22 protein-coding genes and 1 pseudogene are annotated in these 25,486 nt (G+C 69.5%); 13 read left to right on the forward strand and 10 right to left on the reverse strand.

What is annotated here, in order from left to right; genetic code table 11:
- Positions 1-12: 12 nt before the first annotated feature.
- Complete coding sequence (locus AB0472_RS20140; protein ID WP_366357819.1) at positions 13-927, reverse strand: helix-turn-helix transcriptional regulator; 915 nt, start codon at positions 925-927, stop codon at positions 13-15.
- 253 nt (positions 928-1,180) lie between these two features.
- Between AB0472_RS20140 and AB0472_RS20145 the strand changes: the two are divergent.
- Both AB0472_RS20145 and AB0472_RS20150 read left to right on the forward strand, forming a co-directional pair.
- Positions 1,181-1,353, forward strand: a pseudogene (locus tag AB0472_RS20145) (IMP dehydrogenase); the annotation flags it as partial.
- 41 nt (positions 1,354-1,394) lie between these two features.
- Positions 1,395-2,282 carry an aldo/keto reductase gene (locus AB0472_RS20150; protein ID WP_366357820.1) on the forward strand — a complete coding sequence of 296 codons (888 nt, stop codon included), beginning with the start codon at positions 1,395-1,397 and terminating at the stop codon, positions 2,280-2,282.
- Between the two features lie 67 nt (positions 2,283-2,349).
- On the opposite strand, the gene AB0472_RS20155 is transcribed toward AB0472_RS20150, so the two are convergent.
- The 7 genes from AB0472_RS20155 to AB0472_RS20185 form a co-directional block, all read right to left on the reverse strand.
- A complete protein-coding gene (locus AB0472_RS20155) occupies positions 2,350-3,702 on the reverse strand; it encodes an MmgE/PrpD family protein (protein WP_366357821.1) in 1,353 nt (450 codons plus the stop codon).
- 39 nt (positions 3,703-3,741) lie between these two features.
- Positions 3,742-4,827 (reverse strand): SMP-30/gluconolactonase/LRE family protein, encoded by a 1,086-nt coding sequence (locus AB0472_RS20160; RefSeq protein WP_366357822.1) that lies wholly within the window; start codon positions 4,825-4,827, stop codon positions 3,742-3,744.
- Between the two features lie 63 nt (positions 4,828-4,890).
- Complete coding sequence (locus AB0472_RS20165) at positions 4,891-5,637, reverse strand: alpha/beta fold hydrolase (RefSeq protein ID WP_366357823.1); 747 nt, start codon at positions 5,635-5,637, stop codon at positions 4,891-4,893.
- A 20-nt stretch (positions 5,638-5,657) separates the two neighbouring features.
- A complete protein-coding gene (locus AB0472_RS20170) occupies positions 5,658-6,389 on the reverse strand; it encodes a 2,3-bisphosphoglycerate-dependent phosphoglycerate mutase (RefSeq protein WP_366357824.1) in 732 nt (243 codons plus the stop codon).
- A gap of 29 nt (positions 6,390-6,418) precedes the next feature.
- Positions 6,419-7,696, reverse strand: a complete 1,278-nt coding sequence (locus AB0472_RS20175) for an MFS transporter (RefSeq protein ID WP_366357825.1) — start codon at positions 7,694-7,696, stop codon at positions 6,419-6,421.
- Positions 7,697-7,889: 193 nt separating this feature from the next.
- Positions 7,890-8,267 carry a carboxymuconolactone decarboxylase family protein gene (locus AB0472_RS20180; protein ID WP_366357826.1) on the reverse strand — a complete coding sequence of 126 codons (378 nt, stop codon included), beginning with the start codon at positions 8,265-8,267 and terminating at the stop codon, positions 7,890-7,892.
- 50 nt (positions 8,268-8,317) lie between these two features.
- On the reverse strand, positions 8,318-9,244 hold the full coding sequence (locus AB0472_RS20185) for an NAD(P)-dependent oxidoreductase (RefSeq protein ID WP_366357827.1): 927 nt from the start codon (positions 9,242-9,244) through the stop codon (positions 8,318-8,320).
- 277 nt (positions 9,245-9,521) lie between these two features.
- On the opposite strand from AB0472_RS20185, the gene AB0472_RS20190 reads away from it, so the two are divergent.
- From AB0472_RS20190 to AB0472_RS20225, 8 genes are read left to right on the forward strand one after another with little or no spacing between them, the layout of a single operon-like run.
- The gene (locus AB0472_RS20190) at positions 9,522-10,943 is read left to right on the forward strand and encodes an aldehyde dehydrogenase family protein (RefSeq protein ID WP_366357828.1); all 1,422 of its coding nucleotides are present in this window, start codon (positions 9,522-9,524) and stop codon (positions 10,941-10,943) included.
- Positions 10,944-10,993: 50 nt separating this feature from the next.
- Entirely contained in the window at positions 10,994-12,181 is a 1,188-nt protein-coding gene (locus AB0472_RS20195; RefSeq protein WP_366357829.1) for a CoA transferase, read from the forward strand.
- A gap of 31 nt (positions 12,182-12,212) precedes the next feature.
- Positions 12,213-13,295 (forward strand): zinc-binding dehydrogenase, encoded by a 1,083-nt coding sequence (locus tag AB0472_RS20200; protein WP_366357830.1) that lies wholly within the window; start codon positions 12,213-12,215, stop codon positions 13,293-13,295.
- Between the two features lie 6 nt (positions 13,296-13,301).
- Complete coding sequence (locus AB0472_RS20205; RefSeq protein WP_366357831.1) at positions 13,302-14,462, forward strand: iron-containing alcohol dehydrogenase family protein; 1,161 nt, start codon at positions 13,302-13,304, stop codon at positions 14,460-14,462.
- A gap of 49 nt (positions 14,463-14,511) precedes the next feature.
- A complete protein-coding gene (locus AB0472_RS20210) occupies positions 14,512-15,690 on the forward strand; it encodes a MaoC family dehydratase N-terminal domain-containing protein (protein WP_366357832.1) in 1,179 nt (392 codons plus the stop codon).
- Positions 15,687-17,261: a class I adenylate-forming enzyme family protein gene (locus AB0472_RS20215; RefSeq protein ID WP_366357833.1), complete on the forward strand. Its 1,575-nt coding sequence runs from the start codon at positions 15,687-15,689 to the stop codon at positions 17,259-17,261. The genes AB0472_RS20210 and AB0472_RS20215 overlap by 4 nt, the downstream gene beginning before the upstream one ends.
- The gene (locus AB0472_RS20220) at positions 17,258-18,004 is read left to right on the forward strand and encodes an enoyl-CoA hydratase/isomerase family protein (protein WP_366357834.1); all 747 of its coding nucleotides are present in this window, start codon (positions 17,258-17,260) and stop codon (positions 18,002-18,004) included. Before AB0472_RS20215 ends, AB0472_RS20220 begins: the two co-directional genes overlap by 4 nt.
- A gap of 47 nt (positions 18,005-18,051) precedes the next feature.
- Positions 18,052-18,813, forward strand: a complete 762-nt coding sequence (locus tag AB0472_RS20225) for a helix-turn-helix domain-containing protein (protein ID WP_366357835.1) — start codon at positions 18,052-18,054, stop codon at positions 18,811-18,813.
- On the opposite strand, the gene AB0472_RS20230 is transcribed toward AB0472_RS20225, so the two are convergent.
- Positions 18,793-19,677, reverse strand: a complete 885-nt coding sequence (locus tag AB0472_RS20230; protein ID WP_366357836.1) for an alpha/beta hydrolase — start codon at positions 19,675-19,677, stop codon at positions 18,793-18,795. The genes AB0472_RS20225 and AB0472_RS20230 overlap by 21 nt on opposite strands.
- A gap of 293 nt (positions 19,678-19,970) precedes the next feature.
- Here AB0472_RS20230 and AB0472_RS20235 point away from each other — a divergent pair, with 293 nt between their 5' ends.
- The gene (locus tag AB0472_RS20235; protein ID WP_366357837.1) at positions 19,971-21,383 is read left to right on the forward strand and encodes an aldehyde dehydrogenase family protein; all 1,413 of its coding nucleotides are present in this window, start codon (positions 19,971-19,973) and stop codon (positions 21,381-21,383) included.
- A gap of 17 nt (positions 21,384-21,400) precedes the next feature.
- Complete coding sequence (locus AB0472_RS20240) at positions 21,401-22,450, forward strand: NAD(P)-dependent alcohol dehydrogenase (protein ID WP_366357838.1); 1,050 nt, start codon at positions 21,401-21,403, stop codon at positions 22,448-22,450.
- A gap of 147 nt (positions 22,451-22,597) precedes the next feature.
- Here the strand turns inward: AB0472_RS20240 and AB0472_RS20245 are convergent, their stop codons facing one another.
- A complete protein-coding gene (locus AB0472_RS20245; protein WP_366357839.1) occupies positions 22,598-23,839 on the reverse strand; it encodes an ROK family protein in 1,242 nt (413 codons plus the stop codon).
- Between the two features lie 322 nt (positions 23,840-24,161).
- On the opposite strand from AB0472_RS20245, the gene AB0472_RS20250 reads away from it, so the two are divergent.
- The gene (locus AB0472_RS20250; RefSeq protein WP_366357840.1) at positions 24,162-25,472 is read left to right on the forward strand and encodes an extracellular solute-binding protein; all 1,311 of its coding nucleotides are present in this window, start codon (positions 24,162-24,164) and stop codon (positions 25,470-25,472) included.
- Positions 25,473-25,486 lie beyond the last annotated feature (14 nt).

Here is a 25,486-nt window from a genome sequence, read left to right on the forward strand (position 1 = left end):
GCGGAGCCCGGTTCAGGGGGAGGGCGACGTGGCTTCGTCCTCGTTCGAGGACGGTTCGCGGGGCGCCGACTGGGACCCGAGCATGTCCAGGAGAACGAGAGCGTCGTGGTCGGCCGTGCCCGGCTGGGCGTAGTACGTGATGAGACGATGGCCGGGAGTGCCTTCCAGCTCCATGGTCTGGTAGCCGAGGGTGAGGTCGCCGACCTCGGGGTGGTGGAAGGTCTTGCGGCCGTGGGTGTGGCCCTTGATGTCGTAGCGCTCCCACAGCTTGGCGAACTCGGGGCTCTTCAGCAGAAGCTCACCGGCGAGCCGTGTCAGGTCCGGGGCGTCGGGGTCGGTGCCGGCCAGCGCGCGCAGCCGGGCGACACAGCCGCGGACCTGCGTGGCCCGGTCGTGGAAGAGGGTGCGTGCGGCCGGGTGGAGAAAGACGTACCGGGCGATGTTGCGCTGCCTGACCGGCCACTCCTCGATCCCGGCGAGCAGTCTCAGTCCGCCGGGGTTGGCCGCGAGCAGGTCGTTGGTGCGGCTGACCACGTGTGCGGGGTTCGGCCGCAGACTCTCCAGCACCAGCTTGACGCCCGGCCGTACGGTCCGGCTGGGCACCGTCGGGGGTTCCGGCGCGGTTCGGGCGGCAAGCGCGGCCAGGCTGCGCAGGTGCTCGTGTTCGTCTTCCTCCAGGCGCAGGGCGCGGGCCAGGGAGTCCACGACGGACGGGCTGGGCCGGGTTTCACTGCCGCGTTCGAGGCGGGTGTAGTAGTCGTTGCTGATCCCGGCCAGGGTGGCCAGTTCCGCACGGCGCAGCCCGGGCGTGCGGCGCAGCCCGGAGGCGACCGTGAGGCCGGCCTCGGCGGGGGAGATCCCGGCCCGGCGGGCGCGCAGGAAACGCCCCAGCTCGGTTCCCCCGCTCATGGGCTGCTCACGTGTCATGCTCCGAGTGTGCGGTCGCCGGTAACCGGCCGGTAGGCGTGTGGGGGGCCCTGTCATACCCCGGAACCTGGTTCTCCGGCACACCACGGTCTGGCACGTGACACGCGTACGCGAGAACGTGGCCGACGTGGGCCCCGTCGCCTTGCCGAACGGCCGCCCCGAGCACATCCGCAGGTCGATCGACGAGTGCGAGCAACTCTGATGTACGGCGCCCGAGACGTCCGGGTCGATGTCGATCGGCGCGGTCGGCGCGGGCGGCACCATCAGCCGGGTCGGAGCCCCGCGGTACGGCCAAGTCCCGTTCAGTCGGAAGACCGGATCGAGCCGGGCCGTGTCTTCGACCGCACCGTCGACCTGGACGACGTACCGGCCGCCCACCGCGCGACGGCCGGCCGTGAGGCCTTGAAGGTCCTCGCCCAGCCCTGATCCTCACTCACCGTCCCGTCCCCACCCATCAAGGAAGCGCCATGACCGGCAACACCCCCCTCCTCAAGCTGAACAACGGTGTCGAGATGCCCGCCTTGGGGCTCGGCGTCTACCAGAGCCCTCCGGAGGAGACCGCCGCCGCGGTCGAGACCGCCCTGCGGGACGGCTACCGCCTGATCGACACCGCCGCCGCGTACCGCAACGAGCAGCAGGTCGGGGAGGGCATCAAGCGCTCCGGGGTGGACCGCGACGAGATCTTCGTGACGACCAAGCTGTGGCTGAGCGACTACGGCTACGACTCCGCGCTGCGGGCCTTCGACACGAGCCTGGAGAAGCTCGGCCTGGACCACCTCGACCTGTATCTGCTGCACCAGCCGGTGCCGCTGGAGCCCGAGCCCTGGTTCGCCGCCTACAAGGCCGCCGAGAAGCTCCTGGCCGACGGCCGGGTACGGGCGATCGGCGTCTCCAACCACACCCCGGGCCTCCTGCGCACGCTCATGGAGCGGACCGACGTCGTCCCGGCGGTCAACCAGGTCGAGCTGCACCCCTACTTCATCCAGCGTGAACTGCGCGAGGTCCACGCCCGGTTCGGGATCGCCACCCAGGCATGGTCGCCGATCGGCGGGATCACCCGGTACTGGGAGCACGCCGCCAACGGCGGACGCAGCGCCCTGGAAGAGCCCGTCGTGACCGCGCTGGCGGACAAGTACGGGAAGACCGCGGCCCAGGTCGTCCTGCGCTGGCACATCGAGCACGGGACCTGCGCGATCCCGAAGTCCGTCAAGGCGCACCGCATCGCGGAGAACTTCGACGTCTTCGGCTTCACCCTCACGCCCGACGAGGTGGCCGCCATCGACGCCCTCGACACCGGGCTGCGCAGCGGCCCCGACCCGGAGGTCATCCGGCTGGACACGTTCGGCACCCGCTGACGCCCAGGCCTGTGTGCCTCGGAGTCGTTCTTCCGAGGCACACAGGTTCGACAGCCGCGGACGAGGACTACGGCTGCTTGGTGAACAAGCTCGAGAGCCGTCCGACGTGCTCGAGGTCGTCGAGCTTGCGGGCGCCGACGATCCATGAGCCCACGTCCTGCTCCGGAGCCGCATCCCGCCATTTGGCGGCGAGTTCGTCCCACGTCACACCTCCCCGCGCGCTGTGGCCGCGCGGGTGGTCGACTTGTTCGGAGACTTTCCGGCCGTCCCGGGTCGTGATGGTGACGACGGCGCCCCGGCCGTTGGGGGCCTGGGCTTCCAGAAGGGGGTTCACGAGCACTCGGATGCGGGCCCGCAACGGGGCGAAATCGGGGTCGTCGAGCATGGCGGGGAAGCGGGACTCGCTCAGCGGGAGCCCTCCACACAGCAGAGCGACCGCGAGCATGTCCTGTACACAGATGTTGCGCATGCGCCGGTCGTCCACGACGCGCAGGGCACGGGCCGGCATTCCCACCTCCACCGCGGAGATCGTCTCGGTGTCGATGGCGTGACGTGCGACGAGGGTCAGAGCCGCCTCGACGGGAGCATGGATCGGATAACCGGCCCGCAGGAACTTGAAGTTCGCCCCCATCACCGCGAAATCCGTGCCGAGGGCGCGAGTTGTGGCTTCCGCGGCGCCGTCCGCTCCCCAGGCGTCGAACAGGCCGTGCGGGTCACCCAGGACGTCGTCGCACCCCTCGAATCCGGTGGCCGCCATCAGTGCCGCACTGACACCGGCCATCGCGTACTGACCGTTGCAGAACGCCTTGCTGATGTGCCGTTTCTCCTGGAACAGGGCGCAGAGCCCGTTCGCCTGGAACGTGGCCAGTGCCATGGCGTGGCAGTACCGCTCGGGGGCCAGCCCCATCAGCCGGCTGCTCGCCACCGAAGCGGCGACGGCGTGCAGGAAGTCGGAGTTGAGGTGATGACGTTCCTTGACGCCGAACAGGCCGCCGCACGCCTCGATGAGCCGGACGCCGATGTCGTAGCCGAGAACCACGGCGTTGAGGAGTTCCCCGCCGGTCGCGCTCTGCCGCTCGGCCATGGCCACCGCCGCGTGGACCAGGGTGGCGCCCGGGTGACCACCGACGACATGCGCGCCGTCGATTTCGTCCGCGTGTCCCGCGGTTCCGTTCGCAAGAGCGGCGAGCGGCGCCGAAGCGCGAAGGCCGGTGCCCAGCACCCGGGCTTCCGGAGGGCCTGCCATCCCGGCGACGTACTGTGCCGCGAGTGTGCCGGCGGGCTGCGCTCTGCCGAAGTGGGCACTGGCCATCTCGTCCAGGATCACCTGCTTCGCGCGTTCGCGTACTTCCTCGGGAATCCGCTCCACCGAGGTGGAGGCCGCGTACTCGGCAAGGGTGAGGGTCGTCGATCGGGTCATGATGCGTGTACGTCCTCCTGCTCCGGGTTTCGGTACCGGCTAGGCGCCGGCGCCTCCGCCGTTGGACTGGGCGTCTCCGAGGCCGAGTGCGCGGAAGGTGTAGACGAAGCCTCCGTTGTCGCCGCCGACCACCAGGTAGCCGTCGTGGGTACCGGGTTTGATGACGAGGTTGGTGGTGAGCAGTTCGGGAGCCGGCATCGTCTGCGGCACGACGATGGTCGTCAGCAGCGCGCCGTGGGGGCTGTAGACGTAGATCTTCCCGTCGCCGAAGGCGCACTGGTAGATGTTGCCGTCGGCGTCGACGGCGTTGGAGTCGAAGCCGCCCACGCCTTCGTTGCCGTACATGCCGACGCTCGGGTCGACCACGCCGGCGTGGTCGGCGGACAGGGGCAGGTAGTCGGTGCGTCCGGCGCGGAACTCGCTGACCCACAGGGCCGAGTACGTCGGATCGAAGGAGATGCCGTTCGCCCCGGCCAGGCCGTCCATCACGAGGGTGGGGTGCGTGCCGTCCGGATCGAACCGGATCACCCGGCCGGTCGGTTTCCAGGGGGTGCCCTGGAAGTCGGTGACGAACAGGGCACCGTCCCGGTCGAAGGCGATGTCGTCGGCCGCCAGCCGCCGCCCGAGTACGTCACCCGACACGACGGTGGTGAATCCGGTGCCGTCGGGGTTCATCCGGTCGATCCTGCCGTTGAGGTCGGTGAGGTAGATCTTGCCGTCGGCAGGGCTGAACTGCAGCGAGGTGTACATGCTGGCCGAGGCCTGGTGAATGCCCTTGATCTCGCGGGTGCGGACGTCGAGCGCGATGACACTGGGCCGGCCGGCCGGTGCGGTCGAGTGGACCATGTACAGCTTGCCGTCCGGACCGAACGCCGGCCCTTCCAGCGCGGTGATGTGGCCGAGCGGGCCGGGCGGGTCGAGCGGCGCGACCTTGGCGAACAAGTGGGCGCTGATCGTCTTCGTCTCGTTTGCGGATCCGCCCGCGTGGGCCGGCTCAGAGCCCTCGGCGGCGGCGCCGGTGACGCCGCCGGCGATCAGCAGCACCCCGGCCACGCCGGCGGCGATGATCGTGCGGTGGCGCCCGCGGCGGGCGACACCCCGGCCGAAATCATGTGCGAACCTCATCGATCCTCTTTCTCTCGTTGCGACCGTTGCGGCGCAGATGCACAGGCCCTCACGTGGAGGCGGTCAGGCGATGTCCACTGCCTCGAGGAGCAGCTCCGTCACCGCTTGGGGCGCCGTGACCATGGCGTCGTGCGTCGCGTGGAGGACGCGGTACCGGAACCCGGGGTCATCGGCATGCCGCTTCTGCACCCTCTCCAAGGCATGCGGTTCCAGAGTGGTAGGCACGCATTCGATGAACATGCCGGGGTGGCTCCAGGCACGGTCGGTGTTTCCCACCGGGTCCTGATACGTCTTCAACGGCTGTGCCGTGGTGCGGCTGTTGATCCAGGCGGAGTCCTCCGGATCGGTGACGCCGTACCAGGAGGCGTCCGAGGGCGGGATGTACCAGCCTTCGCCGCCGTTCTCCGCCATCGCGACGTGTCCGGCGGCGCGGGCGGGGCCGACCATGTCGCCGTGCGACTCTCCGGTGCGGGGGAGGTGGGCGTCCAGGTAGACGATGCTGCGCACCCGGTCCGCGATCCGTTCCATCGCGCCGGAGGCGACCATGCCGCCGTAACTGTGGGCCACGAGGACGGCGTCCTCGATGTCCTCGAACTCGAATGTCGCGACGAGGTCCTGGACGTGGGTGTCCAGGCCGATGCCCGGACTGAGCAGATGGGCCCGCTCACCGAGGCCCGTCAGCGTGGGCGTGTACACCACATGGCCTTCCTGTCGTAGCGCGGCGGCCACGTGCTTCCAGCACCAGCCGCCGTGACGGCCGCCGTGGAGGAGCACGAAGGGTGGACGTGCCGAGATCGGCGTTGCCGACATCGCAGGTCATCTCCTGTTTTCTAGGGGGACGAAAGGTGAAAACCGCCGGGGACGACGGGACGGAGCGCATCGTCGAGGTCGAAGCGCAGCGGGACACCGGTCGGGATGTGCAGCCTGGTGATGGCGTCGTCGGAGAGACCGTCGATGAGTTTGACGAGGGCCCGCAGGGTGTTTCCGTGCGCCACGACGAGGACGGTTCTGTTCGCACGCAGGTCGGGGACGATGGCCGATTCCCAGTACGGCAGCAGCCGGACAAGGACGTCTTCGAGGGACTCTGCCGGCGGAACAGGAACGCCCAGCCCGCGGTAGCGGACGTCGGTGTGCCGGCTCAGGGGATCGCCCTGCCCGGCGGGCGGCGGTGGGACTTCGTACGACCTTCGCCACCGAAGGAGTTGTTCCGCACCGAACTCGTCGCCGACTTGTTGCCTGTTCCTGCCCTGCAGGGCCCCGTAGTGGCGCTCGTTGAGACGCCAACTGCGGTGGACGCCGATCCAGTGCCGGTCGGCGGCGTCCAGCGCGAGGTCGGCGGTGGTGATCGCGCGGCGCAGCAGCGAGGTGTGCACCACGTCCGGCAGCAGCCCGGCCCGTGCCATCAGCTCCCCGCTCCGGCGAGCCTCGTCCCGCCCCCGCTCGGACAGCGGGACGTCGACCCAGCCGGCGAAGAGGTCCCGTGCGTTCCAGACGCTCTCTCCGTGACGCAGGAGCACCAGCCTGCGGGATGAAGGATGATTCTCGGCGTCCCGCACCCGCATCGCCCTGCCGCCGTCCCTTCGTGGTCGGCTCAGACCGCGGCTTCCGCCGTGGCTCGTTCGAGGTCGAGCTGCCGGGTCTCGCCGACGACGAGCACGCAGATCAGGCTGACGAGACAGAAGCCGGCCAGGATGCAGCCGAAGGCGAAGCCTCCGAAGGAATCGATGACGGAAGCCGCGATCAAGGGAGGAACGGCCCCACCGACCATCCCTGCCAGGCTGTAGCTGAGGCCTGCCGCGGTGTAGCGGTAACGGGTGTGGAAGAGCTCGGAGAGGAACGCGCCCTGCGGTCCGGTGGCGACTCCGGAGATGAACATCGTCACGGGGACCCCGATGGCGAAGACCGCGCGGGAGCCCTGGTCGAGGATGGGGAACAGGGCCAGAGCCCATACGACGGCCACGGAGGCCGCGCCGACGATGACCCAGCGCCGTCCGATGCGGTCGGAGAGGACCGCGCCGACCACCACACCGGCGGAGATCGTCAGGCCGCCCACCATGGCCATGGCGAGCACGAAGGTCCGTGGCAGTGCGAGGACCGTCGTGCCGTAGCTGACCAGGTAGGTTCCGCCGATGTAGGTGAGGGCGAAGCCGACCATCACCGTGCCTGCGGCGAGCAGTATCTGCAGCGGCTGGAGCTTGAAAGCATCGAGGAACGGGATCCGGGAGGTGCCGGACCGTGCGGCGTTGTTCTTGAACACCGGGGTCTCGCCGATCCGCAGCCGGATCCAGAGGCCGACGACGACGAGCAGGAAACTGGCGAGGAAGGGGATCCGCCAGCCCCAGCTGGTGAACGTGTCGGTGCTCATGAACAGCGCGGTCAGGAAGAAGGTGCCGTTGGCGAGCGTGATGGCGCCGCCTCCGCCGAAGTTGGCGAACGACGCCCAGAGACCGCGTTTGCCCTTGGGGGCGTGCTCGGAGGAGAAGAGGACGGCGCCGGCGAACTCGCCGCCCGCGGCCAGTCCCTGCAGGACGCGCAGTACCACGATCAGGATGGGGGCGGCCACGCCGATCTGGTTGGCGGTGGGCATACAGCCGACGAGGATGGTGGCGAGTCCCATCAGCATCATGGTGGCGATCAGGGACTTCTTGCGTCCCAGGCGGTCGCCGAAGTGCCCGAACAGGAGGCTGCCGAACGGGCGGGCCACGAAGGCGACGCCGTAGGTCGCGAAGGAGGCGACGGTGCCCGCGGCCTCGCCCAGCGCCGGGAAGAACACGTGCGGGAAGACCAGCGCGGCCGCCGTGCCGTAGATGCCGAAGTCGTAGAACTCGATCACGGTGCCGATGAAGCTGGCCGTCGCGACCCGTTTCATCCCCGGATGATTCGCCGCATCGGCCGTCGGGCCGGGGGCTCCGAGTGGTGGGATCGTCTGTTCCTGTGAGTGCGTCATTGCATCTCCCTGTTGTCGACGCGGCTTCGTCGCGGCGTCAGAAGGGCCGACAGCCGGAGGGAAACCGGTCCGTCGACAGGGTGCGGCGGTGCGCCGCGCATGCTCTGAGTGAGCGTCAGTCGAGGAGCCCGCGGGTGCGCAGTACCTCTTCTGCGACCCGGAAGGCCTCGCCGGCGGCGGGCAGGCCGCAGTAGACGGCCGTCTGGAGCAGGATTTCCTTGAGTTCGTCGACGGTGCAGCCGTTGTTCAGAGCGCCCTCGATGTGGTGGCCGAGCTGCGCAGGGCGGTTGAGCGCCGTCAGCATGGCGATGTTGATGATGCTGCGCTGCTTGCGGTCGATGCCGTCCCGGGCCCAGATCCTGCCGAAGCAGACTTCTTCCGAGTACTGCTGGATGGCCTCGTTGAAGGCGTTGCGGTTCTTGTCCTTCTTCTCCACGTAGTCGGGCCCCATGAGCTCACTCAGGATGCGCCGACCACTCTGGCTGGTGTCCAAGACTGATCTCCTTGTGCGGACGGGAATGGATGGGGGATGCCTGAGGTCCCTCAGCCGCGCTCGAGGGTTTCCCGGACCTCTTCGGCGGTGAGCTCGACGGTCACTCCGGCTCGCTCGTTCTGCAGGTGCATGGGCGACTGCGAGTCGCGATGGCCCCAGCCGCGCGCCAGCGCGTCCTTGACGTCCTCGTAGGCCGCTTCGGCGCACTTCATCGGGACGTCGAGCTGTTCCGCCAGCTCCAGGGCGAGCCGGAAGTCCTTGTCCGCGAGGACCAGGGCGAAGGACGGCGGGTCGTAGGCGGACTGCAGATAGCGGTCGCCGACGCGGTCGAAGGTCCTGGATCGGCCGATCGCCCCCTGCCGCATGGCGTGCCAGAGGGCCGTGGGCTCGACTCCGGCCTTCACCCCCAGCGTGAACACCTCGGCGATCGCCGTTCGGATGGTGAGGCTGGCGCAGTTGTGGACCAGCTTGGCGGTGTTGCCGGCGCCGATCTCGCCGACGTACATGACCTGGTCCCCGATGGCCTGGAGCACCTTGCCGTGGCGGTCGTAGGCGTCGCGGTCACCGCCGACGTAGATCGCGAGCTTGCCCGACCGCGCGCCCTTCGGACCGCCGCTGACGGGAGCGTCGAACAGATCGACACCCTTCTCACGGCAGACGGCGTGTGCTTCTCGCACCACAGTGGGGGAGTTGGTGGTCAGGTCGAACCAGGCGGTGCCGGGGCGCATGGTGCTCAGCAGCCCGTGTGCGCCCAGACCGACCTCCTCCATCTCCTTCGGCCCCGGCAGGGAAGTGAAGACCACGTCCGCGGCTTGTCCCACCTCGGCGACCGTTTCAGCCCATGTCGCGCCCGCCTCCTCCAGCGGCTCGGCTCCCGAGCGTCGGAGATCGTGGACGACGAGGTCGTAACCCGCCTTGCGGAGATTGAGCGCCATCCCGGTGCCCATGGCACCGAGCCCGATAAAGCCAACCTTCATGAACCTGTCCCTTGTCGTCGATGGACGAGACGTCGGCGGGCCGGCTGTCGACACGGCCGAGCCTGGCTAATGAGAGTTCGTATATAAGAACTCAAGACCGTATGTGCGATCGACGGTAAGGTCCCGCACTGGGCGTGTCAACGCTCGTGCGCAGTGCTCTTTTCCTGTGCGTAACACCGAGGACCCATTGACATGCCTGAGGGGCCTTCCTAGTCTCACGACTGTAAATACGTACTGAGGTTCGTAAATGCGAACTAAGGGCGACCTGGAGGTTGACGTGATTGAACGCCGTGAGGTGCTGATCAACGGTGAGTGGGTGCCGTCGGCCGGGGCCGGGGTCATCGAGGTCGAGAACCCCGTGACAGAGGAGGTCTTCGCCACGGTCCCCCGCGGGGACGCGCAGGACGTCGACCGTGCGGCAACGGCCGCCGCGGCGGCCTTCGACGAGTGGTCACGGTCCTCGCTCACCCGGCGCTCCGAGGTGCTGCACGCCCTCGCGGACATCGTCGAGAGCCGGGCCGACGACATCACCCGGACGATCGTCACGGAGATCGGCGAGCCGCTGTCCATCGCGACCGGGCACCAGACCCTGTCCACCGTGCGGCACCTGCGCAACACCGCGGACGCGCTGAAGGACGTCGACTGGGACGTGCAGGTCGGCGACTCGCTGGTGCACCGGGCTCCGGTGGGCGTCGTCGGAGCCATCACCCCGTGGAACGTCCCGCTCCTGATGATCGCCATGAAGGTCGGCGCGGCCGTGGCCGCAGGCTGCACCGTGGTCCTGAAGGGCACCGAGATCGCGCCGATGAGCTCCTACTTCTTCGCCGAGGCGACGCTCGAAGCGGGCCTGCCCAAGGGCGTGTTCAACCTCGTCTCCGGCAACGGCCCCGAGATCGGGGAGGCCCTCGCAGCGCACCCGAAGGTCGACATGGTCTCGCTGACCGGATCCCCCCGGGCCGGCAGCAGGGTCATGGAACTTGCCTCGGCGTCGGTCAAACGCGTCGCCCTGGAACTCGGCGGCAAGTCCGCGAACCTGATCCTCGACGACCTTCCGGAGGCGGACCTGGAGCGCGCGGTCACCGCGGGCATCGAGGACGCCTTCCGCAACAGCGGGCAGGTGTGCGGCGGACTCACCCGCATGCTGGTGCCCCGCTCGCGCCTGGCGAAGGCGGAGGAGATCGCCGCGGCGCGGGTGGCCCGCTACGTCCTGGGCGACCCGTTCGCCGCGGAGACCACCCTGGGACCGGTGGTGTCCGGGGCGCAGCGTGACCGGGTGCGCGCGCTGATCCAGGCAGGCGTCGACGAAGGCGCTCGCCTCGTCGCGGGTGGCGGCGAACAGCCGGAGGGCCTGGACAAGGGCTACTTCGTCAGGCCGACCGTCTTCACGGGCACCCCGGAGCTGCGTATCGCCCGGGAGGAGATCTTCGGGCCGGTCGTGACGATCATCCCCTTCGACTCCGAGGAGGAGGGGATCGCCATCGCCAACGACTCGCAGTACGGCCTTGCCGGCGGTGTCTGGGCCGCCACCACCGAGCGGGCCCGCGAGGTGGCGCTGCGCCTGCGGACCGGCCGCGTCCGCCTCAACGGCTCACCGGTCAACGCCCGCGCCCCGCACGGCGGTTTCAAGCTCTCCGGCATCGGCCGGGAGAACGGCCGCTTCGGCATCGAGGAGTTCCTTGAGTACCAGTCCATCGGATGACCGCCCGGACACACCCCGGTGCATGACCGGATCGATGACGGAGGCTGTTCATGACTGCCCTTGAGGGCGTGAAAGTGATCTGTGTAGGGCAGTTCTACTTCGCCCCCTACTGCTCGATGCTGATGGCCCGCCTCGGCGCGGACGTCATCAAGGTCGAAGCCCCGGAAGGGGACCCCTACCGGCGGCTGCCCGCCGTCGACAAGGACGGCACCTCGGTCCAGTTCCGCTTCCTCAACTCCGGCAAGCGGACCATCCGCCTGGACCTGAAGAACCCTGCCGGACAGGAAGTGCTGCGGAACCTGGCCAGGAACGCCGACGTCGTCGTGCAGAACCTCTCGCCCGGAGCGATGGACCGCTTCGGCCTGGGCTACGAACAGCTCAGCGAGGTCAACCCGCGCCTGATCATGGCCTCCGGCACCGGTTTCGGCTCCTTCGGTCCGTATGCGGGTGAGCCGGCCATGGACCTGACGATCCAGGCCCGTACGGCGATCATGAGCACGACCGGCTTCGAGGACGGCCCCCCGGTCCGCACCGGCCCGTCGGTGGTCGACTTCATGGCCGGCACCCACCTGGTGGCCGGCGTCCTGGCCGCGCTCTACCAGCGCACGCGCACCGGGCGCGGCCAGCATGTCGAGGTCTCCCTGCAGGACGCGATCATCCCCTCGCTGACGTCGAACATCGCCGGTCTCATCAACAGCGAGGGCGCGAGCCCCGAGCGCACCGGCAACCGGCACGGCGGCATGGCGGTGGCGCCGTACAACGCCTATGAGGCGAGCGACGGTTGGGTCACCGTGCTGTGCCCGACCGACGCGCACTGGCGCAGGCTCTGCGAGCTGATGAACGACCCGGCCACCGAGGGCTCGCGCTTCGCGGACATGAAGGGCCGCTGCGCGCACATGGACGAGGTCGACGCCGTCGTGACGCGCTGGACCCGCACCCGGTCCAAGGACGACCTGGCCCGGACGCTGAAGTCGGCGAACATACCGTGCGCACCGGTCGTCACCCTGCCGGAACTCCTCCACGACCCGCATGTGCGCGAGCGAGGCATCCTGCGCGAAGTGGCCGACGAGCAGGGCACGTTCACCACGCTCGGCAGCCCGTTGTTCCTCTCGGACTCACCGATGGTCGAGCCGTTGCGTTCAGGGGCGCTGGGTGAGCACACGGACGAGGTCCTCGCCGGTGAACTGGGCATGTCGGCCGAAGAGATCGCCAAGCTGCGCGACGCGGACGTCATTTGAGCGGCCGGAGACGGAAAGGAGCTGAACCGTCATGACAGTTGACGCACGCATCGCGGTCCTCCCGGCCGGGCAGCAGAAACTGGAGATCCGGGACGTGACGCTCGACGTCCCCGGACCGTACGAGGTCGTCGTACGGCAGAAGGCGTTCGGGGTGTGCCACAGCCAGCTCGACCGGATCTACGACCCCGCACGGACCGAGTCCATGGTGCTCGGACACGAGTCCATCGGCACCGTCGTCGCGGCCGGCGACGAGGTCCGCTACGTGAGGCCCGGCGACGAGGTGCTCATCACCTGGATTCCGCGCACCCCGCTCGACGGCCGCCCTCCTGCGCCTTCGCAAGTCGCCTTCCCCGACGGCGAGTTGGCCAAGACCCACAACACCTTCACCTGGGGCACCCACGCGGTCGTCGACGAGCAGTACGTGGTCAAGGCTCCACCGGGCACCCCGCTCGACCTGGGCTCGATCATCGGCTGTGCGCTCATGACCGGTGCCGGCGCCGTGATGAACAGCGCCGACGTCCGCCCCGGGCAGAGCGTCGCGGTGTGGGGCGCCGGCGGCGTCGGACTGTGTGCCATCGCCGGGGCCGCCATCCTCGGGGCCTCCCCGGTCGTCGCCGTGGACGTGGACGACGACAAGCTGAAGCTCGCCCGGCAGTTCGGGGCGACCGACGTGGTCAACGCCAGGAAGACCGACCCGGTGGCGGCCGTCCGGGAGCTGACCGGACACGACGACGGGACGCGGGGCGTCGACTACGCCTTCGACTGCACCGGCATCGGCGCCAACATCCCCGTGAGCCTCGCGTCCGTGCGCCCCGGTATCCGTGGCGCGGGCATCCGCGGCGGCGCCGACGTGCTCGTCGGCATCCCGCGGACGCCCTTCCAACTGGACAGCATGGATCTGCTCAACGGCGAGAAGAGCCTGCTCGGCTGTGTCGGCGGCAGCTGCGACCCGGCCCGCGACTTCCAGACCTTCGCCGAGTGGACCCGCGACGGACGGTTCGACCCGAGCGCCCTGGTCACCGACCGGTTCACGCTGGACGAGCTCAACACCGCGGTCGAGACCCTCCACGAGGGCCGGGTCCGTGGCCGTGCCGTCGTCGAACTCGAGGGATGAGCCCGAATGGACCTGAAGTTCCGGCATACGAGCCCCGCCTCTCGCACCTTCTGCGGCGACGACGCTCTGGCCGCCCTGCCCCGTGAACTCGCCCGAGTCGGTGCTCGCCGAGCCGTCATCGTGTGCGGGCCCTCGATCGTCAAGCACACGGCGTCGCTGAACCGGGTGCACGACGCGCTGGGGGAACACCTGGTGGGCCAGTTCGACGGCGTCACCGAGCACAGCCCGCTCCCCGTGGTGGAGCAGGCTCGGCGGTTCCTGGCCGACCATGACGCGGAAGCCGTGATCGCCGTCGGCGGCGGATCCGCGGTGGTCACGGCACGTGCCGCCTCGATCCTGCTCGCCGAGCAGCGCGACATACGGCAGCTGTGCACCCGGCGTGAGGCGGACGGCAAGCTGGTCAGCCCGAGGCTCACCGCCCCGAAGCTGCCCCAGTGGGTCGTACCGTCCACCCCGACGACCGCCTACGCCAAGGCCGGCAGCGCGGTGCGCGACCCGGAGACGGGCGAGCGACTGGCCCTGTACGACCCGAAGACCCGGGCGCAAGGCGTCCTGCTCGACCCGGCGATGGCGCTCACCGCACCCGCGCGACTGACGTGGTCGGCCGCACTCAACGTCTTCGCGATGGCTGTCGAAGGACTGCAGTCCCGCCACATCGACCCCCTGGCCGACGCACAACTGGCCCACGCCCTGCGCACGGTGATCGGGTGGCTTCCGCACCTGCGCACGGACCCGGAGGCCGCCCGGCCACGACTGCACCTGATGCTGGCGGCGCTGATGAGCGGCCAGGGCAGCGACCACACCGGAGGCGGTCTCGCGCAGGCCCTCTCGCACGCCGTGGGACCCCGCTCCTCCGCCGCCAACGGCGTCGTGGAAGCACTGCTGCTGCCACACGCCATGCGGTTCAACGCCGGCGTGATCGGCCACCGCCTCACCATGCTGGCCGACATCCTCGGCCTCCCCGACCGCAGCGCGGAGGCGGTGATCGGAAAGATCGAGCGGCTGCTGGAGCTGTTCGAGGTCCCCGCCCGCCTGCGGGATCTCGGAGTCTCCGAGAAGGACCTGGTGGAGGCGGCCGACCACGCCCTGGAGGACTGGGCCATCACCAGCGGGCCCCGGGTGCCCGACCGGATCGACGCCCTCGCCCTGCTCACCAATGCCTGGTAGGCGACCGACCGCCCCAGAGCACGACTCATGGGAACTGTGAGGAACTGTGATGACGACGACGGAAACCGAGAAGAGCGACCAGAGCGCCGGAATCGGCAAGGAACTGGCGACCGGCAAATTCACCGACGAGATGCTCGACGGAATGCGCGCCCTCATCGGCACCGAGCTGCGCACCGACGCGTGCGTCAACAACGAGTACGCGACCCGACTGGCCATCCTCCGCTTCGCCGAGGGCATCGGCGACGACAACCCCCTGTGGTCCGACGAGGAGTACGCGGCCAAGGGACCCTTCGGCGAGATCGTCGCCCCGCCCAGCTTCATCTTCGCCTGCCTGGGATCCGTGCAGGTCGGCTGGCGCGGCCTCGGCGGCTTCCACGCCGAGACGGACGTGACCTTCCACCGGCCGGTCCGCGTCGGCGACAAGATCACGGCGCGGGTGTACTTCGACGGCTTCGACGGCCCGGACGCCAGCAAGTTCGCCGGGCGCCGCATCAAGGACTACCTGCGCCAGGAGTACTGGAACCAGGACGACGAGCTGGTGGCGCGCTTCATCTGCTCACGCGTCAGGTTCGAACGCACCGAGGCCCAGGCGCGCCGCAAGTCCCGCGAGATCGAACTGCCCCATCCGTGGACCGGCGAGGAGCTGGAGCGGATCGAGGACGACATCCTCGCCGAGACGCCGCGCGGCGCCGAGCCCCGCTACTGGGAGGACGTCTCGGTCGGCGACGAGATGGACGTCATCACCAAGGGACCCATCGGCCTGACCGACGAGATCGCCTACATTGCCGCCGGCGCCGCCCCCATCCCGCGGCTGTCCGCGCACGGCGTGGCCCTGCGCCGGTACCGCAAGCACCCGCGCTGGGCGTTCCGCGACCCCAGCACCAACGCCCTCGAACCGGTCTACTCGGTCCACTACAACGACTACGCGGCCAAGCTGCAGGGCGCCCAACTGGCGTACGACGTCGGCATCCAGCGCACCTGCTGGCAGATCCACTCCCTCACCCACTGGGCCGGGGACACCGGCACGCTCAAGGCGATCCACGGCCAGTACCGCGCTCACGTCTACCTCTCGGACGTCGTCCGCCTCGGCGGACGGGTCGTGGCCAAGGAGGTCGACGAGGACGGTGACTCCGTCGTCCGCCTGGAGACCTGGGCCTGGAACCAGCGCGAGCAGAACGTCATGCCCGGTACGGCCGTCGTCGCCCTGCCGCGCCGGAGGAACGCATGAGCACCACGACAGCAGCGGTCTGGGGCCAAGAGACCAGCATCGAGGAGGTGCGGGGGGTCCCGCTTCTCACCTACACCGACCGGCCCCGCGACATCGGCAGCCTGCTGGCTTTCGCGGACCGCTGGGGCGAACGGCCGCACATCGCCCAGGGCGGAGAGGTGGTGACCTTCGGGGGGTTGCGCAACGCGGTCGCGTCGAAGGCGGCCGAACTCGCCGGAGCCGGTCTCGGGCGCGGGGACCGCGTGCTGCTCCTCGGCTGGAACAGCCCGGAGTGGATCACCAACTTCTGGGCCTGCGCGGCCGTCGGCGCGGTACCCGTGCTCGCCAACGCCTGGTGGGGCAAGTCCGAACTCGCCGACGCCATAGCCCTGTTGGACCTCAAGCTCGTCCTGGCCGACAAGCGGGGTGCGGCCGGCCTTCCGTCCGGTACGACGACCGGCCGCTGGGAGTGCGACACCGCGGCGCACCCTGCCCAGCCCCTGGCCCTCGCCGAGAGCGGGCTGGACGACGAGGACGCCCCGGCCGTCATCGTCTTCACCTCCGGAACCTCGGGCCGGCCGAAGGGAGTCGTGCTCTCGCACCGGTCCCTCCTGGCCGGGCTGCACATGCTCCTGCACATCACCCGCCGGCTGCCGCAACAGGTGGACGCGTCGACCGGTGACGCCGGCCTGCACACCGGACCGATGTTCCACATCGGCGGAGTCCAGACGCTCATCCGTGCGATCACCGTCGGCGACACCCTGGTCATGCCGGCCGGCAAGTTCGACCCGGCAGAGGCGCTGCGGCTCGTCGAGGAATGGGGGATCACCCGCTGGAGCGCCGTACCGACGATGGTCTCCCGGGTGCTGGAGCATCCCGACGTCCACCACCGTGACCTGACCTCCCTGCGCTCGATCACGGTCGGCGGGGCACCGGTGCACGCCGAGTTCCTCGACCGGCTGCGCGCCGGACTGCCCGGCGTCGAACCGCGCGTGCCCACGGGCTACGGCCTGACCGAGAACGGCGGCCAGGCCACGGCCGCCTCCGGCCGGGACACCACCGAGCGCCCCGGCACCAGCGGGCGTCCGCTGCCGTGCGTCGAACTGAGGATCCTGGAGGGCGGCGACCACGAGGACGGCGAGATCCTGGTCCGCAGCCCCACCCAGATGATCGGCTACTTCGGAGCGGACGAGACACCGGTCGACGCCGACGGATGGCTGCACACCGGCGACCTCGGGCGCGTCGACGAGGACGGCTACCTGTGGATCACCGGCCGTGCGAAGGACATGATCATCCGGGGCGGGGAGAACATCGCCCCGGCCGCGGTCGAGGAGGCGCTCGCGGGGATCCCCGGCGTGGTCGAGTCCGCGGTGTTCGGCGTCCCGCACCCGGACCTGGGGGAGGAGGTGATGGCCGCGGTGGTCGTCGAGGACGGCCTCACGGCCGAGCTGCTGCGTGCGGAACTGCGCCCCAGGCTGGCGTCCTTCGCCGTCCCGAGCCGCTGGCACATCCAGCACGAGCCGCTGCCGACCAACCACTCCGGCAAGATCGACAAGAAGGCTCTGGCGGCCCAGGCGGGAGACCGGGCATGACGGACGTCTTCACCGAGCCGGTGGCCGATCGCGTCGTGCTGGTGGAGCTGCGCAGGCCGCCCCACAACTTCATCGACGAGCGCGGGCTGACCGAACTGGCCGACACTCTGCTGGCGTACGACGATGACGACGACGTCTCATGCCTCGTGCTCGCCGCCCAGGGCAGGCATTTCTGCGCGGGGGTCGACCTGCGCGGCATCGGTGCGGCCGGCATCCGTCGCTTCTACCGTCAGGCCCTGCGGGTCTTCTCCGGACGCAAGCCGGTGGTGGCGGCGGTGCACGGCGCCGCCGTCGGCGGCGGCCTCGGCCTCGCCATGGCCGCGGACTTCCGTGTCGCGGCTCCCGACGCCCGGCTCACGGCCAACTTCGCCCGGCTCGGCTTCCATCACGGCTTCGGCCTGAGCGTGACCCTGCCGAGGGCGGTCGGTCAGCAGCGAGCCCTGGAGCTGCTGTACACCGGCCGGTCGGTGGGCGGCACCGAGGCCGTCGAACTGGGACTGTGCGACCGGGTGGCGGACGATCCGCGCGGCACGGCGATCGCCTTCGCGTCGGAGATCGCGGCCTCCGCGCCGTTGTCACTGCCCGCGATCCGGGCGACGATGCGGCGCTCGATGGTGGCGGACGTCTCGGCGGCCCTCGACATCGAGGCGAACGCCCAGGCCGCCCTCCTGGGCACGGCGGACTTCGCCGAGGGGATCGCCGCGTCCGTCGAGAAGCGTTCACCCCGCTTCTCGAGTTCGTAATTATGAATCCCTGATCAGCGTGAGCTACATTGTGTGCCGTGACGGACATGTCTTCAGCTCCCGACGACAGCGGCCCGAAGAACCATCGAACCGTCGACCGGGTGACCCAGATCCTCGAAGAGGTCGTCTACAACCCGGGCATCGGTTTCGCCGAGATCGCCCGGGCGCTGGGCGCCCCGAAGAGCTCGGTGCACGGCTTCATCCGCGGCCTGCAGGCCAAGGGGTGGCTGTACGAGGACAATCGCCGCTTCTACCTGGGGCCGGCCGTGTACGGCCTCACCCTGGCCAGCGGGCACATCCGTGCCGGGCAGGTGACGCAGACCGACCTCGACGCCCTGCACAAGGCGACCGGCCTCACCGTCTTCCTCGGCGTCGAGGCCGGCGACCACCTGATCTACATCGGGGAATCGGGCACGGACGCGCTCACCGGGTTCGCGGCCCGCACCAACATCCGGCGCACCCTGCTGTCGACGGCGGGTGGCAAGGCCCTGCTGGTGGCCCGCCCCGACGCCGACCGGGAGGCCTACCTGCGCCGGCAGCAGTCGGAGAACGCCGAAGGTGTCTCGGAGTTCCTGGCTGAGTTCGCCGACATCGCCAAGAGCCGTGTCTCGTCGAACCTCCGCCACCACGGGGCTCAGCTCGCGCTCGCGGCCGTCGTGCGCAACCAGGCCGGGGACAGCGTCGCCGCGGCGATCCTGGTCGGCCAGGCGGCCGAGATGAGGCCCCGCGAGGACAAGCTGCGCAGGGCCCTCCTCAAGCACGTCGACTCCTGGTCGCGGCAGAAGGTCTCAGCGCGGGAGCCGATCTGAACGCCCTTCGGCCTCGGCGCTGAGGAACTCGTGTACTGCGCGGGTGAAGACGTCGTTGTCGTCGCCGGCGATCATGTGACCGGCCGGGACCTCCACCAGGCGTGCGGTGGGGATGAGCGCGAGCAGTTCGGCGGCGGCCTCGGCGGTGACCATGTCGGAGTGCCGGCCGCGGACGAGCAGCGCGGGAGCGGCGACACGACGGGCGGCTTCGGTCATCCTCTCCTCGGAAGTGTTCGCCGGGTCGGCGGTGAAGCTCAGGAACCGCGGGTCCCAGTGCCAGTGCCAGCGGCCGTCCTCACGCAGCCGGAGGTTCTTCCTCAGCCCCTCCGGGCCGGAGGTCGGCCGACGGTGCGGGTTGTAGGCGCGGACCGCCTCCGCGGCCTCCTCCAGTGAGGCGAACCCGTTCGGGGCGCCGCGCATGAAGGCGCGCACCCTGGCCTGCCCCGCCGGGTCCAGCCGCGGCGCGATGTCGACCAGCACGAGCCCCGCGACCGCGCCGGGGTGCTCTCCCGCGGTGACCAGAGCGGTCCGGCCGCCCATCGACGCCCCGATCACGACGGGCGGTTCGGCGAGCGACTCCACCATGTGCAGGAGATCGCCGACCATGTCGTCCAGCCTGTACACGCCGGTGGGAGCCCACGCGCTGTCTCCGTGTCCCCGGGCGTCCACGGTGACGGCTCTCCAGCCCCGCGCGGCCAGGCGCCGGGCTGTCCGCGTCCAGGAGTGGCGTGTCTGGCCACCCCCGTGCAGCAGCACAACCGTGCCGTGGGGGTCGACGGGTTCCCAGCGGTCGGCGGCGAGGCCCACGCCGTGGAGACCTTCGAATGTGACCTGGTGGCGCACGGCGCGGCTTGTCTCCGTCACGGGTTCTCCTTCGGACCGTTGACACTGTCGGCTGCCGAGCGTAGCTTGCAGTAGGTCGGAATAGCGATACAGAGTTCGTATATACGAAAAATTGCAAGGTCGTTGTCGAGTGCCCGGGACGGCGCCCGACAAGGCACCAACTGCTGGACGTGAGCTGCCTCTTGACGTCCGTCACAGCCGGGAGCCCGGAGAGCGAGGGCCCCGCTTCCCTTCCTCGCGTGCAGCCCGCGGATCCCCGTGCCCGGTCTCGCCGGGCCGTCCTGACATAGATCGAGCAGACAGGAGTGTGTCCGGTGATCGAGCGCGACCAGATCTTCATCAACGGCAAGTGGGTGGCGTCCTCGGGCGACGGTGTGCTTTCCGTGACCAGCCCAGTCACCGAAGAGACCGTGGCGACGATCCCGGCCGGCTCGGCCGAGGACGTCGACCTGGCCGTACGGGCCGCGGCGGACGCCTTCCCCGCCTGGTCGCAGACGTCGGTCGACGAGCGCGTGGACATGCTCCACAAGCTGGCCCGGCTGACCGAGGCGCGCAGCGAGGAGATCACGCGGGCCATCGTCAGCGAGATAGGCCAGCCCGCGAAGATCGCCCAGGAGTCACAGGGGGCCGCGGCGGTCGAGGACCTCCGCAGCATCGCCGAGAGTCTGCCCGGCATCACCTGGGAAGAGCAGGTGGGGAACACCGTGGTCGCCCGCGAGGCGGCGGGCGTGGTCGGCGCGATCACCCCGTGGAACGGGCCGATGCGCATGGTCTGCATGAAGGCCGGTGCGGCGATCGCCGCCGGGTGCACCGTGGTGCTCAAGGGCACCGAGGTCGCGCCGCTCAGCTCCTTCATCTTCGCCGAGATCGTCGCCGAGGCCGGCCTGCCCGACGGAGTCTTCAACCTCGTCTCCGGCGCCGGACCGGACGTCGGCGAAGCCCTCGTGACCCATCCGCTGGTCGACATGGTCTCCCTCACCGGCTCCGTACGCGCCGGACGCCGGGTCATGGAGCTGGCCTCCCGGTCCGTCAAGAAGGTCGCCCTGGAACTAGGCGGCAAGTCGGCCAACGTCATCCTGGAGGACGCCGACCTGGAGCAGGCCGTGAACGTCGGCATCGAGGACGCGTTCCGCAACTCCGGGCAGGTCTGCGGTGGCCTCTCCCGCATGCTCGTCCCGCGTTCCCGGCTCGCCGAGGCGGAGGAACTGGCCGTACGCAAAGCCGAGAGCTATGTGCTCGGCGACCCGTACGACCCCGCCACCACGCTCGGCCCGGTCGCCAACGCCAACCAGCAGCAGCGAGTGCGGGACTACATCCGCTCCGGCCTGGAGGAAGGCGTGCGCCTGCTCACCGGCGGCCCCGAGGCCCCCGAGGGCCTGGAGCGCGGCTACTTCGTCCGGCCGACGATCTTCTCCGGCGACAACACCTCCCGGATTGCACGCGAGGAGATCTTCGGCCCCGTCGTGGTGATCGTCCCCTTCGACAGCGAGGACGAGGCCTTCGACATCGCCAACGACACGGACTACGGCCTCGCCGGCGCGATCTGGGCCGCCGATGCCGACCGAGCGCGGGCCCTGGCCCGCAGGCTCCGCGCGGGCCGCATCCGCATCAACGGGTCGCCGGTCAACCAGCGTGCCCCGCACGGTGGCTTCAAGCTGTCCGGCATCGGCCGCGAGTTCGGACGGTACGGCATCGAGGAGTTCCTCGAGTACAAGTCCATCGGCTGACGAGAACGAGGAGAAGCATGATCACCGTCAACGCCCGCTCCACGGCCGGCCCCGGTGAACCGTTCAAGCCAGCCGCGATCGACCGGCGCGACGTAGGCCCGACGGACGTCCTGATCGACATCGCGTACTGCGGGGTCTGTCACACCGACGTCAGCCGCGCGCGCAGCGAGTTCGGAACGACCACCTACCCACTGGTACCCGGACACGAGATCGCCGGCGTGGTGTCGGCCGCGGGGTCCGAGGTGACCAGGTTCTCGCTCGGCGATCGGGTGGGAGTGGGCTGCATGGTCGACTCCTGCCGGGAGTGCGACTACTGCCGGGCCGGGCTGGAGCCGTACTGCCGCAAGGGGCACGTGCGGACCTACAACGACACCGGCCGGGACGGCGAGCCCACTCTGGGCGGATACAGCGAGAAGATCGTCGTCGACGAGGCCTACGTGGTCCGCATCCCCGACTCCCTCCCGCTGCACACCGCCGCGCCCCTGTTGTGCGCGGGGATCACGATGTACTCGCCGCTGCGGCACTGGAAGGCGGGGCCGGACAAGCGGGTCGCGATCGTCGGCTTCGGCGGTCTGGGGCACGTGGGTGTGTCGATCGCCGCGGCCCTGGGCGCGCCCCCGACCGTTCTGGACCTGACGCCGGACCGGCGTGCCGACGCGCTGCGGCGCGGTGCGCGTGACTACCGGGTCACCAGCGACCCCACGACGTTCACCGAACTCGCCGGAGCCTTCGACCTGATCGTGTCGACCGCGCCGGCGAACCTCGACTACGAGGCCTTCCTCGAACTGCTCGCGCTGGACGGCACATTCGTCAACCTCGGCGTCCCGAAGAAGCCGATCAGCGTCGATGTCTTCTCCTTTCTGTACAACCGGCGATCGATGGCGGGCACGCTGGTCGGCGGCATCCAGGAGACACAGGAGATGCTCGACTTCTGCGCCGAACACGAGATTGCCGCCGAAGTGGAGGTCATCCACGCCGACCAGATCGATGCTGCCTTCGACCGGGTCGCGGCCGGTGACGTTCGCTACCGCTTCGTGATCGACGTCAGCACGATGGCGGCGGACTGAACGCGAAGGGAAGAACGGGTTGGGCACATGGACTCCGGCGCCGTGCTGCCGGCCGTTGCTACCGCCGCCGTGCAGCACACATGTGTTGAGCGAGCCTTGTCCGAACGGAGAATCGCCCCAGGTGCCCTCGCCGACGTGGGGAAGGGATCATCCGGCGCCGGCCAGGCTCGCCAGTTCGGTCTCGATCCCCTCCGGGGACAGGATGTGCTGGCAGACGAGCTGACTCGCTCCCGTGATCGCGGCACGGTCGCCGGCGCGCGAAAGAATGATCCGGAGGTTGGTGGTGGCGAGCGGCGGCGAGCGGCGGTAGACGACCTCGCGCACCCCTGCCATGAGGTGTTCGCCGGCCGCTGCCATGGAGCCGCCGATCACGATCACGCTCGGGTTGAGCAGGTTGACGCACGTGGCGAGGACCTCACCGATGTCACGCCCGGCCTGGCGGAGCGCCTGAATCGCAACGATGTTGCCGTGCGAGGCGAGCGCGATCACGTCGGCGCCGTTCGCCGCGTCCAGTCCCTGGGCAGCCAGGGACTGGGCGACGGCGTCTCCGGACGCGATCGCCTCGAGGCACCCTGTGTTGCCGCAGCGGCACACGATGTCCTGGCCGCGGCCGGCACGGACGTGCCCGAGATCGCCCGCGGTGCCGTCGGCTCCGCGCTGGAGCTGACCACTGCTGATGACCCCGGAGCCGATGCCGGTGGCGACCTTGACGAACAGAAGGTCGTTGGCGTCGGGCCAGAACCCCGTCCGCTCCCCGAGAGCCATGATGTTCACGTCGTTGTCCACGAGGACCGGCGAGGGCAGGGACCGCTGGACGAAGCCGACCACGTCGAACCCGTCCCAGCCGGGCATGATCGGAGGTTTGACGGGTCGTCCTGTCGCGTGGTGGACAGGGCCTGGAAGACCGATGCCGACGCCCGCGAGGTTCTCCGGGCAATGGCTCTGGTCGAGCAGGCGCTTGCCGGAGTCGACGACATATCCGAGGAGCGCCTCGGGACCTGCCGCGACTGGCATGTTCGTACGCTCCTCGGCGAGCAGCTCGCCGTTCAGATCCGTGAGGGCCACGCGTACATGGCTTGCGCCGATGTCGGCCGCGAGCACCGTACGAGCCCGGGGATGAAAAGCGAAGCGGGACGCCGGTCGCCCTCCGCTCGACAGGGCGTCCCCGACCGAGACGACGAGCCCGGAACCCAGAAGCAGGTCGACCTTGCCCGCCACGGTCGAGCGCGCGAGCCCTGTGGCCATGGCGAGCTCGGCGCGCGTCCAGGGACTTCCGTCTCGGAGGAGCTGGAACAGATCACCGGCCCGTGAGCCCCCGGCGGCAGGAGCCTGCCCCCTGCCGGTGTCCTCAGCGGTCGCGCGGCGCCCTTTGCGTCGGTCTTCTGCCATGGGGCCGAGTGTTGCACAGCGGCTTTCGTAGTACTAGACACGAAAGTCCGCCGATGATCTTTGTACTTTCTATTGTCTCCCGTCAAAAGTCTCCCTAGGCTCCGGGACACCGGACGCGCCGCCTGGCGTCCGAGAAGCGCAGCCTCAACGGGCAGTTGGTGAAACTCCCGCCCACGCCGGCCGCCCGGGCCGTCGCGACTGCCCCCAGGGGCCCACATCCAAAGACCTCGGCGTGCTGTGACACGTCACCTCTGCGTCTCCGGCCCTCCCCTGGCCGAAGCGCAGCATCCGTCCCCAGTTCCTTCGACGAATGGGACCAGCGATGAGAACCACCCGCACAACGTTCACGCGCCGCGGCTTCCTGGGCCTGGCGGCCGCCGCTGCGGCGAGCCCCGCGCTCGCCGCGTGCGGTGGCGGCCTCGGCTCCTCAGGAGGTGGCAGCGACACCATCAAGTTCTGGGACATGCCGTGGTCCACCCCGGCGTACAACACCGCGGCCAAGAAGATCACCGAGGCCTACACGCCGTCGTCGGGCCGCTCGAGGGCCAGCTACCAGACCATCCAGTGGAGCAACTTCTACCAGACGTTCTCCTCGGCGATCGCCTCGAAGACCGGCCCGGCGGTGTCCACCGGCGGCGGCTTCCAGGCGTTCCAGTTCGACGAGCAGGGGCAGATCGCCCACGCGGACAACGTCATCGACGCGCTCAGGAAGAACGGCCAGTACGACGATTTCCTGCCCGGTGTGCTGGACCCCTTCAAGTCGGACAAGGGCTATGTCGCGGTGCCGTGGCAGCTGGACATGCGTGTCTTCTGGTACCGGAAATCCCTCTTCGACAAGGCGGGCGCGACGGTCCCGACGGACTGGCCGTCGCTGCTCGAGGCAGGAAAGGCCCTGAAGAGGATCGGCGTCATCGGCTTCGGCACCGGTGCCGGCACCGGCAACTTCCTCGGTAACCACTTCATGATCGCCATGATGATCAGCAACGGCGGCGGCGTGTTCACGCCCGACGGGCACCTGGACCTGCTCAGCGACCGCAACGTCGAGGCGATCGAGTTCGTACGCGAGCTCGTCTCGAACGGCGTCACCGACCCCGCGGCCGTGAGCTACACCATCGACAACATGGACACGCAGTGGAAGAGCAGCAAGACGGGCTACGGCCTGTATGTCACGGGCCTTCCCCAGCGCGTCGGTGACACGTCGGGTGACATCATCGCCGCGAGCCCACTCACCGGTCCGCACGGTGACAAGGCGACCCTGGTGTTCCCGAACAACATCATGATGTACGAGCACACGCCGTCCCAGGCGTCCTCCGAGGCATTCCTCGTGTACTACATGGGCCAGCTCAAGCATCTGTGGCAGCAGAAGCTGATGAGCGCGCTCCCGGTGTTCAAGTCGATCACCCAGCTGCCGGAGTTCGCCGGCGATCCGAACAACGTCAAGATCGTCAAGGAGTACCAGCCGATAGCCAAGACATTTGCGTCCCGTGGCACGGCCCTCGACGCGAACATCGCGGTGCTCGACGGCGGCCAGGCCATCAACCAGTTCACGCAGACGATCCTCACGGGCAAGTCGGACGCCAGGACCGCGCTCAAGACGTTCCAGTCCGGCCTGCAGTCCGTCATCAAGTCCTGAGCGGAGGCATCCCG

This window comes from Streptomyces sp. NPDC086777, from assembly GCF_040702065.1.
Classification (GTDB): Bacteria; Actinomycetota; Actinomycetes; order Streptomycetales; family Streptomycetaceae; genus Streptomyces.